The following is a 16714-nucleotide window of genomic DNA, read 5'->3' on the forward strand; positions in this document are numbered from 1 at the left end:
GTGAAGCACAGGTACAGCATATAGGTTGGATAGGGGGGTTCATATGTTCACCGATACGATAGCTGCGATATCGACACCGCTTGGCGAAGGAGGTATCGCGATTATCCGCGTGAGCGGTGAGGATGCGATCACAGAAGTGGAGCGTATCTTTCGCTCCAAGACGAAATTGTCGGAAGCGGCATCGCATACGATACAATACGGCTATATTGTGGATCCAGACACACAGGAACGTGTGGAGGAGGTACTGATCTCGCTTATGCGCGGTCCTCGCTCCTACACGACTGAAGATGTGGTGGAGATTAACACGCACGGCGGTGTGGTCTCCATGCGCCGCGTCATGGAGTTGCTGCTGAAGCAGCGCATTCGTGTCGCAGAGCCGGGCGAGTTCACGAAACGCGCCTTTCTGAACGGGCGAATTGACTTGTCGCAAGCCGAAGCGGTGATGGACTTGATTCGCTCGAAGTCAGACCGAGCGTTTGATGTGGCGATGAAGCAAGCGCAGGGTCAATTATCTACGCGAATCAAAGCGCTGCGGCATACGTTGGTTGAGACGCTCGCGCATATTGAGGTCAACATCGACTATCCTGAACACGATGTTGAAGAATTGACGAGCGCGTATATCCAGAGTCAGTGCGGCTCTGTGATTACAGCCGTTGACCGCTTATTAAAGACGGCATCAGAAGGCAAAATATTGCGTGAAGGTATCGTTACTGCCATCATTGGCCGTCCGAATGTCGGGAAGTCGTCGCTGTTGAATGCGTTAGCGCAGGATAACAAGGCGATCGTTACCGATATTCCAGGTACGACTCGTGATGTAATCGAAGAGATGATCACGATTAACGGCATACCTCTGCGACTGCTTGATACTGCAGGGATGCGCGAAACATCTGATGTGGTGGAGCGAATCGGAGTTGAACGGTCGCGAAGCGCGCTCCAGGAAGCGGATCTAATCTTATTCGTGTTGAACAACAATGAACCGCTTCACGATGATGAGCGGGAACTGCTGCGCCAAGTTATGGGTAGACAAGTGATCGTCATTGTGAATAAAATGGATTTGCCTAATCAATTGGATATAGCTGAGCTTGAATCTCTAAATAAAGGCATCCATATCGTAAAGATGTCTGCTATGCTCCAAGAGGGTATTGATGCGTTAGAGAAGGCGATCTCGGATATGTTCTTCACGGGCAAGATTGAGTCCCAAGATGCGACTTATGTAAGTAACGTCCGTCATATCGGTCTGCTTCATCAGGCCAAGAAGTCGCTTACGGATGCGGTTGAAGCAGCTCAAGCGGGCATTCCGATCGATATGATTCAGATTGACGTACGTACGGCTTGGGAGCAGCTTGGCGAGATCATTGGCGATGCAGTCGGAGAATCGCTGATTGATCAGATCTTCTCTCAATTCTGCTTAGGTAAATAAGCTGTTGCACTGACATGTAATCAAGTTTGACTGTGAAATGATGTTATATAAACATAATTAGTTGAGGTAAGGAGGGAGCAATGATGCCATTTTTAGCTGGTGAATCGGATGTGATTGTCATCGGAGCGGGTCATGCGGGCTGTGAAGCCGCATTGGCCGCAGCCCGTATGGGTTGTAATACGCTGTTGCTGACGATTAACCTGGATATGGTCGCCTTTATGCCATGTAATCCTTCTATCGGGGGGCCTGCCAAAGGCCATGTCGTGCGTGAGCTCGATGCGCTTGGCGGAGAGATGGGCCGCAATATTGATAAGACTTTCATTCAGATGCGGATGCTGAACACAGGTAAAGGACCAGCTGTACATGCGCTGCGCGCACAGGCTGATAAGTTCCTTTACCAGCAAACAATGAAAGAAACGATTGAGATGACACCGAATCTGACGCTTCGTCAAGGTATGGTGGAAGAGATCCTCGTTGAAGACGGCAAGGTTGTAGGCGTCGAAACAAAGAGCGGAGCGCAGTATATGGCGAAAACTGTCGTTATTACGACAGGTACTTACTTGCGCGGCAGAATCATTATGGGTGAGCTGGTGTATGAGAGCGGCCCGAACAATCAACAGCCTTCTGTTAAGCTGTCTGCAAGCTTGAAGCAGCACGGTTTGGATCTGGTTCGCTTCAAGACAGGTACACCTCCGCGTGTACATGGTGAAACCATTGATTTCTCGAAAACGGAAATTCAACCTGGAGACGACAATCCGAAATTTTTCTCTTATGAGACAAAGCATTCAGACAATGAGCAGCTCCCATGCTGGTTAACGTATACTTCGGAACAAACACATCAAGTCATCAACGCTAATCTTCATCGCGCCCCGATGTACTCGGGTGTGATCGAAGGGACGGGTCCAAGATACTGTCCTTCTATAGAGGACAAGATCGTTCGTTTTGCCGATAAGCCGAAGCATCAGATCTTCCTGGAGCCAGAAGGCAAGAATACGAAAGAATACTATGTTCAAGGTCTATCGACAAGTATGCCGGAAGATGTTCAATTGCAGATGCTGCGCTCGGTGCCTGGTCTTGAAAATGTTGAAATGATGCGTACTGGTTATGCGATTGAATACGATGCGGTTATTCCTACACAGCTGTGGCCTTCGCTCGAAACAAAGAAAGTGAACGGCTTGTTTACAGCAGGGCAGATTAACGGCACATCCGGGTATGAAGAAGCGGCAGGGCAAGGCTTGATGGCCGGCATCAATGCTGCACTAAAGGTGCAAGGACGCGATCCGATCATTCTGGACCGTTCACAAGGCTATATTGGCGTAATGATTGATGACCTCGTCACCAAGGGTACGAATGAGCCGTACCGCTTGCTTACATCTCGTGCCGAGTATCGATTGCTGCTTCGCCATGATAATGCGGACCTCCGTTTGACGCAAATCGGTCATGACATCGGTTTGATCTCAGAAGCGCGCTACGCGGCTTTCCAGAACAAGGTCTCGCTGGTCGAGCAAGAGATGGAGCGTTTGAAGACGACGAAGGTGCGTCCAGATGAAGCGGTTCAAGCGCTGCTGGCTGAAGCCGGTTCTGCGCCGTTAACGAATGGCTGCGATGTCGTGACACTGCTGCGCCGTCCAGAACTGAGCTATGCTCAAGTTGAGACGCTGTTCCCATCTCCTCTTCCATTGGATGATGAGATGAAGGAGCAAGTGGAGATCCAGATCAAATACGCTGGATATATTGAGAAGCAGCTTCTGCAAGTCGAACGACTGCAGAAGATGGAGAAGAAGCGGATACCGGAAGATCTGGTTTATGAAGATATTCATGGAATTGCGATTGAAGCAAGGCAGAAGCTCGCTAAGATTCGCCCGCTGTCCATCGGTCAGGCTTCGCGTATCTCTGGAGTAACACCTGCTGATATATCGATCCTGCTCGTTTATCTTGAACATTATAATCGAGTGACAGCTAAGAGACAGGCTCAAGCTGAAGCAGAGGCTGAATCATCAGAAGTATAATCAAGAATAGTGGGGAATAAAGCATGGATCATGTGCAGGAACGATTTGTGAAGTGGCTCGAACCATATGGGTTGTCCGTATCCAGTAGACAATTTGAGCAATTGGATCGCTATGTGGAAGTGTTGGCGGATTGGAACGAACGGATGAACTTGACGGGCATTACAGAGCGAGAAGCGGTATACGAGAAGCACTTCTATGACTCGTTAACCTTGTCGTTCTATGTGCCGATGGATAAGATCGATACGATGGCGGACATCGGCTCTGGTGCAGGATTTCCAGGAATCCCGCTTAAGATCATGTTTCCTCATCTTAAGCTTACAATTGTCGATTCGTTAAATAAGCGAATTGTGTTTTTGAATCATCTGGCTGCAGAACTCGGTCTCAGCGATGTGACATGTGTTCATGCACGTGCAGAAGAAGCCGCGCGCAAGCCTGAGCATCGAGATCAATATGATCTCGTATCCGCTCGCGCGGTTGCTAGACTGAACGTACTGAATGAGTTCTGCCTGCCTTTCACACGTACGGGCGGTAAGTTTGCAGCTATGAAAGGCTCTAACATGACAGAGGAGCTGACCGAAGCTTCGCGCAGCATGAAGGTGCTGCAAGCTAAGCTGGTAGGGAATTATGACTTAAAGCTGCCGATGGAGCAGTCGGAGCGTCATATTGTGCTGCTGGAGAAGACTGGTGCTACTCCTAAAGCGTATCCGCGCAAGCCCGGCACACCATTGAAATTGCCTATCGTATAAGCATACTTCTATCGCAAGAGAAGTCGTGGGCTTAACGATAATGGTGTAAGTAATGTGACGAAACATAGTTGGACACGCTGTGCCGGACTGGGGATAACACCAGGTGCAGCGTGTTTTTATGTTATCCACTTGTGGATAACATAATGGCGGTTGAAGGATGTTCATGCTGGTCTGACGATCTAGAGTTGATTTGTACGGGATTACAAAAATTTCCCATTTTAAAAATAATCCGATCATTCGATAAATAAATGTCGTATAAGATTCGGATGCTGAATGATAGTATTTATGTTACGATGATAAGGAAACATTGGAACGATACAATCATGCATTGTTCCACGTGAAACACGATTTATTTTCACTGTTATTTCCAAATGGCAGGAAAAGTGAGTGCTACTGGAGAATACATAAAGGATATAACTTACTTAATTGGTGTTAGGTCAATCAACTGTTGTGTAAGGCGGCATTCTGCGGAATATTTTGTGCTTGATAGAAATATTGGTGTTTAGTGGGCGACTTTTGTTCATACTTTATGAATTCTTATAGTGGGTTCATGGCAAGCCATGTTATGTTTGGGTTCTTGCTCAGTATGAAAGTGGCGCTGATTGCTCGACTTAACTTCTGATGCGCTTCAAGCGAAGCACAATATGACGAAATATGGAAATGTTCGTAATAGAATGGTTGTATAAGCACCTCGTGATTTTTAATATCCTATTTCTTTATATGGCATCAAATGAAATTCAGATAAAGCTACAGGGAGTGAAGTACGTTGCTCTCTGATGGTTGGACGTGCCTGGCATTAATATGAAGTTAGGTGGTATGACACACAGATGAAAGAACAATTATCTCGTTTATTTGGTTTAGCGGATCGTTCGACATCGGATGAAGTGAAGCAGCTTCCTGTCCATGAAATCGTGACTAGCCCTTATCAGCCTCGTACCGTATTTGACGATGAACGGATTGAAGAGCTGGCCCAAACCATTAAGACGCATGGCATTATTCAGCCTATTGTGGTGCGTATTCGTGAAGGGAAATACGAGATTATCGCAGGTGAGCGTCGTTACCGTGCTGCAAAGAAGCTAGGCATGGAAACGATTCCAGCCATTATACGTGAGATTAATGACTCTCAGGCTGCGTCTATCGCTCTTATTGAGAATCTGCAGCGAGAAGGATTGACTTCCATCGAGGAAGCCGTCGCATATTCAAAATTAATCGAGCTTCATCAATTGACGCAGGAGAGCTTAGCTCAACGACTAGGCAAGAGTCAATCGACAATTGCCAATAAGATCAGACTCCTGCAATTGCCGGATGAAGTGAAGCAAGCATTAATAGATCGGAAGATCTCAGAGCGCCATGCACGGGCGCTGTTAGGTCTAGACACAGTTGAACTGCAGATGAAGCTGCTGCATGAAATTATAGCGAAGGAACTTAATGTTAAGCAGACTGAAGCGCGGGTAGCCCTTTACAAGGAAGTTCAACAGGAAAAGAAGAAACCGAAGCGGATTTCCTTCTCGAAAGATGTTCGATTAGCGCTGAACACGATTCGTCAATCGATTGATATGGTTACCGATTCGGGCTTGTCGATCAAAACAGATGAACGCGATTATGAAGATCATTATGAGATTGTGATCCAGATTCCTAAACGCTAGATTGGTTAAGAGTACAGTGAATCACGAGATTCAAGCGACAGGTATAACGATTCTACTGATACCGATGATGATGGTCAACAATAAAGATTGACGTAGTATTCCTGTAAGGTACGTGATGGTCAGGACATTAATAAAACGGCAGCAGCTTAGAAGGACGAGAAGATTGGGCATTGGGGTGAAGAGGAGTGGCTAAAATAGTTGCCATTACCAACCAAAAGGGCGGTGTGGGGAAAACAACAACCACCGTTAATTTGGGTGCTGGTTTAGCATTGCTGGGGAAACGCGTATTGCTTATTGATATCGATCCACAGGGAAATACAACGAGTGGTGTTGGTGTTAATAAAGCCGATGTAGCAAACTGCATTTATGATGTCATCATTAATGATGTGCATCCACAGGAGGCCATCATTAAGACGAATGTTGACGGACTTCATATCATTCCTGCAACGATTCAGCTTGCGGGTGCCGAGATCGAGCTTGTACCGACGATCTCACGCGAGGTACGTCTCAAGAAAGCGCTTCAGTTAGTGACTCATCAATATGATTACATCTTGATTGATTGTCCGCCGTCGTTAGGGATCCTCACGATCAATTCTTTGACCGCGGCTCAGTCTGTTATTATTCCGATTCAATGTGAGTATTATGCGCTAGAAGGTCTCAGCCAATTGTTGAATACAGTTCGCTTGGTTCAGAAGCACCTGAATACATCCCTTCAGATTGAAGGCGTATTGTTGACGATGCTTGATGCTCGAACGAATCTAGGATTACAGGTCATTGAAGAAGTGAAAAAGTATTTTCAGCAAAAGGTTTACCAGACGATTATCCCGCGCAATATTCGATTGAGTGAAGCTCCGTCACATGGTCAATCTATTATGACCTATGATGCTAAATCCAAGGGAGCGGAAGTGTACCTTGAACTGGCTAAGGAAGTGATAGCGTATGAGTAAGCGTTTGGGCAGAGGGTTGGATGCTCTCATTCCGTCGCTGTCTGTTCAAGATGATGATAAGATTGTTGAACTTTCACTGAAGCAGCTTCGACCGAATCCGTATCAACCGCGAAAAAGCTTTGACGAGCAGTCCATTCAAGAGCTGGCAGAATCGATTAAACAGCATGGCGTCATTCAGCCGATCATTGTCCGTTCCGTATTGAAGGGGTACGAGATTATCGCAGGAGAGCGACGGTTCCGTGCTTCCCAGCTTCTTGGGTCAGAAACGATACCAGCTGTTGTTCGCTCTTTCACAGATGATCAGGCAATGGAAATTGCACTTATCGAGAACCTGCAGCGTGAGAATCTAAATGCCATTGAATTAGCACAAGCGTATCAGAATTTAATGGATCAGCTTCATCTAACACAAGAGGAGCTATCTGTTAAAGTAGGCAAGTCTCGTTCCCATATTGCAAATTTCCTGCGCTTGCTGCATCTGCCTGAAGAAGTGAAGGACCATGTTTCACGTGGAACACTTTCGATGGGACATGCTCGTGCGATAGCAGGAGTTAAAGAATCGAGTGTAGTGAAGCAGTTAGCAAAGTCCTCGATCGATCAGGAGTGGAGTGTTCGTCAGTTGGAAGAAGCGATTCAGCAGATGAATCGACAAGGTAAACCTGGCGACAAGAAGAAGCCAATCAGCAAGGATCCGTATATCGATCATTTGGAGGATACGCTTCGAGAGCAGTTCCGCACGACTGTTAAGATCAAGTCAACCAAGCAAAAAGGCAAGGGCAGAATAGAAATATCTTACTTCAGCAATGAGGATCTGGAGCGATTGTTGGAGATGCTTCAATCCATGTCTAAGACACAATCGTAACGGTGTGCATAAATGCAAAAGAAAGTTAGCCTCTTTAGTTGTCATCCTTCGGGAGAAGCATTAAACTATTGATGCTGGCTTTTTTTTGTGGCTATAGAGCTATGAAAAGGTATATGTTGCAAGAGAAAATGATAGTTTTCCGTTATCAAAAATAAAAATTGATTAAAAATAAATATACTAATATGATCATGTCCTAAAATTAACAAGATATAAACCATTTTCAGCGAGATTTAAAGTAATATATACATCTGATGGTTAGGAGGAAGAGTCATGGGAGATGGTTCTTCCATCGTGTATTTGGATCACGCTGCAACTTCCTGGCCGAAGCCGTCTGCTGTTCTAGATGCCATGACACGCACCTTGATGGAAGAGGGTGCTAACCCTGGGCGTGGTGGACATCGTATGGCCATGTATGCAGGCAAACGTCTGATGCGGACTCGAATGGCGTTGGCTGAGCTATTCCATATTGCTAATCCTGCAGATATAGCATTTACGTTGAATACGACGATGGCACTGAATATGGCGATTCACGGTTATGTCCGTGAAGGAGATCATGTTGTTGCTACAGGCATCGAGCATAATGCAGTACGAAGGCCGCTAGAGTGGTTGAAGAGACATAAGAGGGTACGAGTTACCTATGTAGCTGCTGACTCTAAGGGATTGTTGGATCTGGAGGAGATGGAGCGAGCGATTCAGCCTGATACACGATTAGTGGTATGTAATCATAGTTCGAATCTATTCGGATCCATACTGCCGATTCAGGAGATTGCTGCGTTAGCCCATGCTCACGGTGCAGCATTATTGGTTGATGCTGCGCAGTCGGCAGGCTTGCTGCCAATCGATGTACAGCGGATGGGGATAGATATGCTGGCATTTCCAGGTCATAAGGGCTTGTTAGGTCCTATGGGTACAGGCGGATTATATATTCATCCCAGTATCGATGTTGAGCCGATCATCCAAGGCGGTACAGGAAGCCATTCGGAGGATCCTGAACAGCCCGTAACTCGTCCAGATCGCTATGAAGCGGGAACGCCTAATACAGTGGGAATTGCTGGTTTGGAAGCTGGAGTACGCTATGTACTGCATGAATCGGTAGAGAACCTCTATAATAAAGAATGGGCGTTAACACAATTATTAATGGAAGGCATTCATGCGATCCCAACCTTGGAAATCCTGGGGCCTCCCATCGGAGAGGCTCGAACCGGAATTGTCTCTATACGGTCATCCGTTATGGATAGCTCGACATTAGCATTTCAATTGGATCGAACATATGGAATTGCGGCGAGATCAGGTTATCACTGCACACCATTGGCTCATGAATTGGCAGGAACCTTAGGTGAGGGAGCAGTACGCTTAAGTGTAGGATGGAACACAACAACAGAACATATCGAATATGCGCTGAATGCATTGCGTCAGCTGAGTCAAACTTGAAAGAAGCAGGAGTGCAACCACAATGAATGAAATGGGATTGGAATGGATACCGTACCTAACATTAGGAACGGCACTGGTAAGCTTGATATTATTCATAATTGTTATCGTACAGGGAACAGGTTTGCGCAAGCTTAGACTGCGTTACGATAAGCTGATGAACGGGGCAGGGGTAGACAATCTGGAAGGGCTTCTAACCAAGATGAATATGGATCTTGAAGCACTGCAATTGTCGAAGGAGCAGCATCAAGCCACAATTGAGGCGATGACACGCAAGCTGCAGGATCAGGTTGCACATGTAGGCGTGCTTCGCTACAATGCGTTTGAAGAACGGGGCAGTGACCTGAGCTTCTCGATTGCCTTGCTGAATGATCAAGAAGACGGTGTTGTATTCACAGGTATCCATGGACGTGAGCATATGTTTGTGTATGCTAAGCCTCTAGACAAGGGGATCTCCACTTATCCATTATCACCAGAAGAGAAAAAGGCCATGGAAACCGCGCGGCAGCACATGGCTAAGTCATAGTATCCATATAACATGTTACTAGTAGATAGCTTGTACTCGGCATATAGAATGATGAAGCGCATGCGCGATAACTTCTGACATCTCCATAACGAGATGAAGTCGAGTGTTCTGCAATACAAAATACTCCATAAAGCCTCCGATGTTGACGATACCCGTGACATGCATATCGCCGACCGGGGGCAATTGTTTATTTACCCCTGCTCCAGGTCTCACCGGTCCAGACAGCACTTGAATATGTCCTATGCTTGAGCTTTGCCCAAGGCAAGCATCAACAGCTATAATAAATGAGTTAGGCTGTTCTTGTTCAAGTCGATCCAGTGTTTCCTGAAGATTCATAGCGTGAACAGGCTCAGATAAAGTGCCCATAGTCATATAATTCTTGCTGCCGAGCTTCATCAACTGGCTTCCAACGAGCGGTCCAAGACAATCACCTGTTGATCGATCCGTACCGATACAGACAACGATAATATGCTGATGAGGTGTGCGTGCACGTAAATGATCGGAAACAGCATCCATAATGAGAGAAGCCGCATCTGGCTTATCATAAGCGATCTTATAAGGCGACGGCTCAGGAGTAGTTGTAAAGCGCTGAAATAATGGGAAATTCATTGGCGCTGCCTCCGTTTCTAGTAATGGTATTATTTAGTATATGGAGGAGCGTATAATAATATACTTCTCGTGATTGAACAAACTGAAATCATTCTATTAATCTTGTAAAATAGAAAGGACGAGCGTGATGATAGGCGAGCCGGCTTGGCTGGTTATGGCATTCGATTCTACCCAACAAGCGCTGCGGGCAGAGATGCTGCTTGAGTATGCTGAACTGGAGATTGATACATGTCCAACACCAAAAGCGATAACAGCAGGGTGCGCATTATCGATCCGGTTTGAAGAAGAGCATTTGGAGAAAGTGAAAGAAATCATTCTATCAGAACAGGTTGTCATTCGAGGAATCTTCCGTCTCATGAATGAATCTAAGATTACCTATACGTGTATCTGGAGCAGTACAGGAGGAGAGTAATATATGAAATCTTGGTATATAGCAACAGCAGGAAACACCGAGCAGAGTGTAGAAGAGAGTGTAGAACAGACGTTGACGGTATTAGAAAAATGGAAAGACGAGTTCATGGTCTGGTTGGATAATACGTGGGAAGCGCTGTTGATCGGAGCATTGCAAATACTGCTTATCTTCATAATCACTCGAATTGTGATACGTATAGTCCATCGCATGATTAATCATGCCATGAAGGCGAAAGAGCAGGATCGGATCTCCGTTAACCCTAGACGACTGATTACAATAGGCAAGCTGCTCAAAAACATAACGTCGTTAGCGATGAATTTCATCATGATCCTATTGATCTTGTCTGTCTTCAACATCGATCTGGCTCCGCTGATAGCGGGTGCGAGCGTCCTCGGTCTAGCCGTCAGTTTCGGGGCGCAAAGCTTGGTTAAAGATGTTATGACGGGATTCTTTATCATCTTCGAGGATCAATTCGCGGTAGGTGATGTAATTAAGGTAGGTCAGAATCAAGGGACTGTTGAGATGATCGGCTTGCGATCGACGCGAATTCATAGCTGGACGGGTGAAGTATTTATCATTCCAAATGGCAGCATCACAGAAGTAACTAACTTTTCACTTAACAATTCCATCGCTGTGATTGATGTTGGGATTGCATACGAAGAGAATGTAGAGCATGCGACTAAAGTAATTGAGAAGACGTTAATATCGATCGTAGATCAAGACACCAACATTACGAAAATTCCACAAGTGCTGGGTGTACAAACATTGGGACCCTCTGAAGTAGTCATTCGAGTAATCGCTGAATGTAAGCCCAATACACAAGCTTCCGTAACTCGTAAAATAAATCAGATTATGAAACGATCTCTTGATGAGAATGGCATCGAGATCCCTTATCCACGCATGGTAACTTATCATCGACAGGACAAAGGAGGAGTCTAATATGGATCGCAAGTCGTTTGATCTAGGAGACATCGTTCAGATGAAAAAGCCGCATCCATGCGGCACGAATGAGATGGAGATCATTCGCATGGGCATGGATATTCGTATTAAGTGTGTGGGCTGCAAGCACAGTGTGCTCGTACCTCGCGTAAAGTTTGAGAAGAATATGAAGAAAGTGCTGCATTCCGCTGCGCCAAAGGAAGGACCATCAGCTCAGGATTTAACTAACGAATAGCATACAGTGGATGGGGTGCATAACCATATAAAAATCTTGCATCCTTTCTTAACTTATGTTATGATCAATAACACTGCGGAAAGGTACCCAAGAGGCCCAAGGGGGTTGACTCGAAATCAACTAGGCGTCGCAAGGCGTGCGTGGGTTCGAATCCCACCCTTTCCGCCACTATATTGCTAATAACAGCGACTCATGCGAGTCGTTTTTTTTGTTTATTCAACAAGTCATGCGCATCTACATAACACATCTACATAAGCAAAGAGCCCCCGCGTACGCGGGGGCTCTTTCTAGTTGACGGTACAAGGATCGACTTACACGCCTTACTTCATTTACGATTCGCTTGGATCAAACATACATGAAATCATCCATGTCGCTTTCTTGTGTGTGAGACCGTTAATAGCCTTTAGCACAACCCCTCGCTTCACATTCATTTGGTAAAGACAAGTCTACGTTTGGTTTTTCAGCTCCACTGTTCAATGGAACGCCACCTCGCTTCGTACCGTCAGTTGTTATTATGGTCGTTTATCGGACGTTTATACATCGAGTTCAAAAAAATTTTTGAAAGCCTCTAATGTACCATAGCGTGGGACTTCTTCTTCCACTTGCGATCCTTGTTTGTCGTTTCTGGGAATGGCTCACCCTTCTTCAACTTGATCTGCTTCGGATTCATGATCTCCGTGTGGAAGCTGACTTCACCCACTTCGATGTAGACAGCGTCGTTCGGTGCATGGTCGCCAGGATTATACTCAGTGCGTTCACCCATAATGAATAACCTCCTTCACATGTAAGTCAGGATATGACGAGCTCTGCATCACATAGGGTGTACGATAAGGGGAGGACCTATAGTAGGTAATGGCGGGGAGGTACTGTAGGAAATGTCATCATTGAAAAATAAAGCAATTAGTTGCTTCTTGGTCCGCTTTTTGATACACTAATTTAGTGCGAGTTTTACTCGTGCTCCTTGCTCCTGGCAATGAATCCAGGGGCCAAAGTCCATAAGGAGGTGAATTATATGCGCAAGTACGAATTGATGTACATTATTCGTCCGGATGTTGAGCAAGAAGCTGTACAAGCTGTTGTTGAAAAATTCCAGGGCGTCATCTCTAACGGCGGTGAAATTACTAAGCATGACGTAATGGGTAAACGCCGTCTTGCGTACGAGATCAAGAAATTCCGCGATGGTATCTATGTGTTGGTTAACTTCACAGCTGAGCCTGCAGTAGTAGCGGAGTTGGATCGCCAGCTGAAGATCGCTGACGAAGTTATCCGTCATCTCGTAACAAACGACGTGGCTTAATGCCTGTCATGTAGTAAACAAGCTGTTGAAGGAGGGATACGATGTTAAATCGCGTGATCTTGATTGGTCGTCTGACAAAAGACCCTGAATTGCGCTACACTCCGTCTGGAGTTGCGGTAACGCAATTCACAATGGCGGTAGACCGTCCGTTCTCGAGTCAGGGCGGGGAACGTGAAGCGGATTTCATTCCTGTCGTTACATGGCGACAGCTGGCTGAGACGTGTGCAAACTATTTGCGCAAAGGTCGACTCACAGCCGTTGAAGGACGCATCCAAGTGCGAAATTACGATAATAACGAAGGCAAACGAGTATACGTAACCGAGGTTATTGCGGATAATGTGCGGTTCTTGGAGTCCAATCGCGACGGCGGCGGTTCTCGTGAAGATCAAGGTGGAGGATATGGTGCAGCACCTGCGCCAAGCCAGTCACGTGGTGGCGGCAATAACTCCAATTCTGGTTTCTCGCGTGGTCCAGCAGCGGATCCTTTTTCGGACGACGGCAAACCGATCGATATATCGGATGATGATCTGCCATTCTAATGGTGCATAAGCCATTAGGACATGGAATTCTAAACGAAGGAGTTGAACAGATATGAGCTTCAAGCAAAACGATGGCGGCGAAGGCCGTGAGCGTAAATTCAGTGGTGGTCGTCGTGGCCGTAACAAGCGCCGTAAAGTATGTTACTTCACAGCGAACAAGATTACTCACATCGACTACAAAGATACTGATTTGCTTAAAAAGTTTATCAGCGAGCGCGGCAAAATCTTGCCACGTCGTGTGACAGGAACTTGTGCGAAGTACCAACGTGCTTTGACAATCGCTATCAAGCGTTCCCGTCAAGTAGCATTGCTGCCATACACTACGGAGTAGTCCGTATTATAAGAAACCGCCGACCCTTGGGTCGGCGGTTTTGTTTATACAGCCATGATATCAGGCTTCCCATATCGCAAGCTTGTCACGCAGTGACTCAGGAAATACGAGGCCGCGCTGCATAATGGGAGGGCAAGAACGGTTGTATTTGCGAATCGCTTCATTAATCTGAACGACAAGCGTTTCGCTTGCTTCTTGCTGACCGCTGTCTAATGCTTGGACAGCCTTCCGGATCATCGCGGCGATCTGCTGCTGCTGCTCGACCCATGCAGGGACATAGTTGGCATTCTTCAGGATGCCATTCAACACATCGCCTTTAAGTGCTTCCTCCGGAATGGGCTTTCCCTTGCCAGGCAGGTCTTGCAGCCCGCCAGACCTCTCATATTCCTCGAATATGGCGTCAATAGAATCCTTTCGTTCGCTCATATCAGATACCCCCTCGACATTTATCCCGCACAGAAATGTGAATGATGAATACACTCATTTAGCTTATTTATTAATGGAAAAATAAACCTTAATATTAACTTTATTATAGCAATGTTAATAAGCCGAAGCCAAGGCGGATCCCTTCCATTATGTGAACTATAATTGGAATAACAAACTAGTATTTTATTTTTTGCTTCAATGCTAGTAAAATAAACTTATTGTCTTGGGATAGGTGTTATGTCACGGATAGCATTCTACGTTCCCTTGACAGTGCATATGGAGCAGACAGCAATTGGTCATTTCATCATATACGGAAGCGGGAATGAATATCGATTAACCTAATATGACAGATAGCGGCAGGACGTTATGATACGTAAAACGGATCGCTCTTGTCTATCCTATGCCTAACTGCACACAGCAGGAGGGAGCCCATGGAGGATTGGATAAGTGTAATCTTAAGGACATGGCTTGCCATGGTGATCTTGTTCATTATGACTAAGCTGCTTGGCAAGCGGCAAGTATCACAGTTATCATTATTTGAATACATGACGGGATTAACCATAGGCAGTGTTGTCGTATATATAACGATCAACGCTGACGGCAAGTGGGTTCTAGGGATCATTTCAATGAGTGTATGGGTATTAACGTCTGTCGGGATCTCATGGATCCAGTTGAAGAGCAAGCGATTCCGCGATTGGGTTGACGGTAAAAGCACGATCATTATTCAGAATGGGAAGATCATGGAGCAGAATATGCGCAAAGAACGTTTAACCATTGATGAAATGATGGTGCAGCTGCGCAATCACAATACCTTCCGTGTGTCGGATGTAGAATTCGCCGTTATGGAACCAAGCGGTGAGATTAATGTGATGCTCAAGAAGAATCTTCAACCTCTGACACTTGAGCATATTCATTCCCAACTGGGAGATCGGGATGAAGATGAATCATTTCTTCTTTCAACCATTGTACTGATGGATGGAAATGTGTTGGAAGATGAATTGAAGCGGATTGGCAAAGATCAAGCATGGCTTGAAGCAGAGCTTGGCAAGCGAGGACTTCGTAAGGAAGAAGTGTTTATCGTGGAAGTAAATGATCAGCATCAATTGCATATTGATCTGTACAATCAAGCTTCGAGTGGTGCTGGAGAGCAATTATTTAAGTCAAAGTCTGATTAAGGGATTTATTATGGATATTATTAGGGGAAGAAGTGGACGATTAAATGAAAACGAAAAAAAAATCTACAAAGAAATGGTGGATCATACTTGCTGTCGTATTGATTATATTGCTTAGCTGTTATGTGTTCCGTAAACAATTAGCCATATTTGCATTTGATTTATTCCTATCCGATACAGTAGAACAAAAGCTTGATCCGTCATATCAGCCTATAGCCGAGAACCCAGTTGTTGATCGTGAATTAGAGGAGCCGTTCTCAGCCGCTCTGCTGGGCATTGACCAACGAGACAACGAAATAGGTCGTTCGGATACGATCATCTATTCAGTTGTCCGTCCAAAGGACAATAAGGTGCTTCTCGTTTCCATACCTCGTGATACGTATACCGAAATCGTAGGGCATGGTACTTCAGATAAGATCAATCACGCATACGCATTCGGTACCGCGAAGGGCGGTCCTACAGGCGGCGCTAAGATGAGTATGGATACGATATCCAACCTGTTGGATAGTCCAGTAGATCATTATGCAACGATTAACTTTGAAGGCCTTAAGGAAGTGGTTGATGCGCTTGGAGGCATAAGACTTCCGATTACAGAAGATATTGTGAACAAAGATCCGAATCATGAGAAGTTCACGATTGAAGGCGGCAAAGAGCTCTATAATGGTCAAGAGGCTCTGTACTATGTGCGTTACCGTGAGGATTCGGATATGAATCGAACCGAGAGACATCGAATCTTCATGCAAGCTGTTGTAGATCGAGCTATTGAGTTGGATCAGATCGGAAAGTTCCCGCAGATCCTTGAGGTGGTAGGTAATAATTTCACAACAGATATGAAGCCTAAGTACATGATCAACCTGGCCAAATATATGTTTAAGCAGGACACCGCACCAGCAATCAGCAGTTATATGCTGCATGGTGAGGGCGAGATGGATGACGGAGTATGGTACTACATGGCGGATGAAGAAGATCTCACTTATGTGAAGGAGCTAATCAATAATTGGCTGGATCCAAAAACACCAAAAGAGCAGTTAATGGTTCCGCGTCAGATGAGCAATGATTAATTTATAACCTTAATATAGCAAGAGCCGGCTGCTTGGTGAAGTGCTACCTGTCAAGTAGACAGTGTAAAAAACAAAAACAGTTGGTTTATTTTCCTCAGCTCGGTTTAACAGA

Annotated in this window: 19 protein-coding genes and 1 tRNA gene; 17 read left to right on the forward strand and 3 right to left on the reverse strand. The window is 45.6% G+C overall.

Features of this window, described 5'->3' with window-relative positions; all coding sequences use genetic code 11:
• Positions 1 to 43 precede the first annotated feature (43 nt).
• The 8 genes from mnmE to AC3WTP_RS22810 all read left to right on the forward strand — a co-directional run bounded on the left by mnmE (position 44) and on the right by AC3WTP_RS22810 (position 9581).
• A complete protein-coding gene (gene mnmE / locus AC3WTP_RS22775) occupies positions 44 to 1420 on the forward strand; it encodes a tRNA uridine-5-carboxymethylaminomethyl(34) synthesis GTPase MnmE (protein WP_492396913.1) in 1377 nt (458 codons plus the stop codon).
• Positions 1421 to 1503: 83 nt separating this feature from the next.
• Positions 1504 to 3429, forward strand: a complete 1926-nt coding sequence (gene mnmG, locus AC3WTP_RS22780) for a tRNA uridine-5-carboxymethylaminomethyl(34) synthesis enzyme MnmG (RefSeq protein WP_492396929.1) — start codon at positions 1504 to 1506, stop codon at positions 3427 to 3429.
• Positions 3430 to 3452: 23 nt separating this feature from the next.
• The gene (gene rsmG, locus AC3WTP_RS22785; protein WP_492396914.1) at positions 3453 to 4175 is read left to right on the forward strand and encodes a 16S rRNA (guanine(527)-N(7))-methyltransferase RsmG; all 723 of its coding nucleotides are present in this window, start codon (positions 3453 to 3455) and stop codon (positions 4173 to 4175) included.
• A gap of 827 nt (positions 4176 to 5002) precedes the next feature.
• A complete protein-coding gene (noc, locus tag AC3WTP_RS22790; RefSeq protein ID WP_492396915.1) occupies positions 5003 to 5821 on the forward strand; it encodes a nucleoid occlusion protein in 819 nt (272 codons plus the stop codon).
• Positions 5822 to 6006: 185 nt separating this feature from the next.
• Entirely contained in the window at positions 6007 to 6768 is a 762-nt protein-coding gene (locus AC3WTP_RS22795) for a ParA family protein (RefSeq protein WP_458569597.1), read from the forward strand.
• Positions 6761 to 7627: a ParB/RepB/Spo0J family partition protein gene (locus tag AC3WTP_RS22800; RefSeq protein ID WP_492396916.1), complete on the forward strand. Its 867-nt coding sequence runs from the start codon at positions 6761 to 6763 to the stop codon at positions 7625 to 7627. Before AC3WTP_RS22795 ends, AC3WTP_RS22800 begins: the two co-directional genes overlap by 8 nt.
• 270 nt (positions 7628 to 7897) lie before the next feature.
• Positions 7898 to 9058, forward strand: a complete 1161-nt coding sequence (locus AC3WTP_RS22805; RefSeq protein WP_492396917.1) for an aminotransferase class V-fold PLP-dependent enzyme — start codon at positions 7898 to 7900, stop codon at positions 9056 to 9058.
• Positions 9059 to 9080: 22 nt separating this feature from the next.
• A complete protein-coding gene (locus AC3WTP_RS22810) occupies positions 9081 to 9581 on the forward strand; it encodes a DUF4446 family protein (protein ID WP_492396918.1) in 501 nt (166 codons plus the stop codon).
• An 18-nt stretch (positions 9582 to 9599) separates the two neighbouring features.
• Here the strand turns inward: AC3WTP_RS22810 and yyaC are convergent, their stop codons facing one another.
• Positions 9600 to 10190, reverse strand: coding sequence for a spore protease YyaC (gene yyaC, locus AC3WTP_RS22815; RefSeq protein WP_492396919.1), 591 nt, complete (start codon positions 10188 to 10190; stop codon positions 9600 to 9602).
• Between the two features lie 127 nt (positions 10191 to 10317).
• Here yyaC and AC3WTP_RS22820 point away from each other — a divergent pair, with 127 nt between their 5' ends.
• From AC3WTP_RS22820 to AC3WTP_RS22835, 4 genes are all read left to right on the forward strand, one after another.
• Positions 10318 to 10602: a putative Se/S carrier protein gene (locus AC3WTP_RS22820; RefSeq protein ID WP_492396920.1), complete on the forward strand. Its 285-nt coding sequence runs from the start codon at positions 10318 to 10320 to the stop codon at positions 10600 to 10602.
• A gap of 3 nt (positions 10603 to 10605) precedes the next feature.
• A complete protein-coding gene (locus tag AC3WTP_RS22825; RefSeq protein ID WP_492396921.1) occupies positions 10606 to 11541 on the forward strand; it encodes a mechanosensitive ion channel family protein in 936 nt (311 codons plus the stop codon).
• 1 nt (position 11542) lies between these two features.
• Positions 11543 to 11776: a DUF951 domain-containing protein gene (locus AC3WTP_RS22830; protein ID WP_492396922.1), complete on the forward strand. Its 234-nt coding sequence runs from the start codon at positions 11543 to 11545 to the stop codon at positions 11774 to 11776.
• Between the two features lie 77 nt (positions 11777 to 11853).
• A tRNA-Ser gene (locus tag AC3WTP_RS22835) sits at positions 11854 to 11944 on the forward strand.
• Positions 11945 to 12344: 400 nt separating this feature from the next.
• Here the strand turns inward: AC3WTP_RS22835 and AC3WTP_RS22840 are convergent.
• On the reverse strand, positions 12345 to 12539 hold the full coding sequence (locus AC3WTP_RS22840; protein WP_492396923.1) for a YjzC family protein: 195 nt from the start codon (positions 12537 to 12539) through the stop codon (positions 12345 to 12347).
• Between the two features lie 249 nt (positions 12540 to 12788).
• On the opposite strand from AC3WTP_RS22840, the gene rpsF reads away from it, so the two are divergent.
• From rpsF to rpsR, 3 genes are read left to right on the forward strand one after another with little or no spacing between them, the layout of a single operon-like run.
• Positions 12789 to 13073 (forward strand): 30S ribosomal protein S6, encoded by a 285-nt coding sequence (gene rpsF, locus AC3WTP_RS22845; RefSeq protein WP_492396924.1) that lies wholly within the window; start codon positions 12789 to 12791, stop codon positions 13071 to 13073.
• Between the two features lie 41 nt (positions 13074 to 13114).
• Entirely contained in the window at positions 13115 to 13612 is a 498-nt protein-coding gene (gene ssb / locus AC3WTP_RS22850) for a single-stranded DNA-binding protein (RefSeq protein ID WP_492396925.1), read from the forward strand.
• A 52-nt stretch (positions 13613 to 13664) separates the two neighbouring features.
• Positions 13665 to 13943 carry a 30S ribosomal protein S18 gene (gene rpsR, locus AC3WTP_RS22855; RefSeq protein WP_458569586.1) on the forward strand — a complete coding sequence of 93 codons (279 nt, stop codon included), beginning with the start codon at positions 13665 to 13667 and terminating at the stop codon, positions 13941 to 13943.
• 60 nt (positions 13944 to 14003) lie between these two features.
• Here the strand turns inward: rpsR and AC3WTP_RS22860 are convergent, their stop codons facing one another.
• Positions 14004 to 14369 carry a DnaJ family domain-containing protein gene (locus AC3WTP_RS22860; protein WP_492396926.1) on the reverse strand — a complete coding sequence of 122 codons (366 nt, stop codon included), beginning with the start codon at positions 14367 to 14369 and terminating at the stop codon, positions 14004 to 14006.
• Between the two features lie 431 nt (positions 14370 to 14800).
• Between AC3WTP_RS22860 and AC3WTP_RS22865 the strand changes: the two genes are divergently transcribed.
• Both AC3WTP_RS22865 and AC3WTP_RS22870 read left to right on the forward strand, forming a co-directional pair.
• Positions 14801 to 15544, forward strand: a complete 744-nt coding sequence (locus AC3WTP_RS22865; protein WP_492396927.1) for a DUF421 domain-containing protein — start codon at positions 14801 to 14803, stop codon at positions 15542 to 15544.
• Positions 15545 to 15588: 44 nt separating this feature from the next.
• Positions 15589 to 16602 carry an LCP family protein gene (locus AC3WTP_RS22870; RefSeq protein ID WP_492396928.1) on the forward strand — a complete coding sequence of 338 codons (1014 nt, stop codon included), beginning with the start codon at positions 15589 to 15591 and terminating at the stop codon, positions 16600 to 16602.
• Positions 16603 to 16714 lie beyond the last annotated feature (112 nt).

The sequence above is a fragment of the Paenibacillus sp. EB106-04-04-XG159 genome (assembly GCF_058791835.1).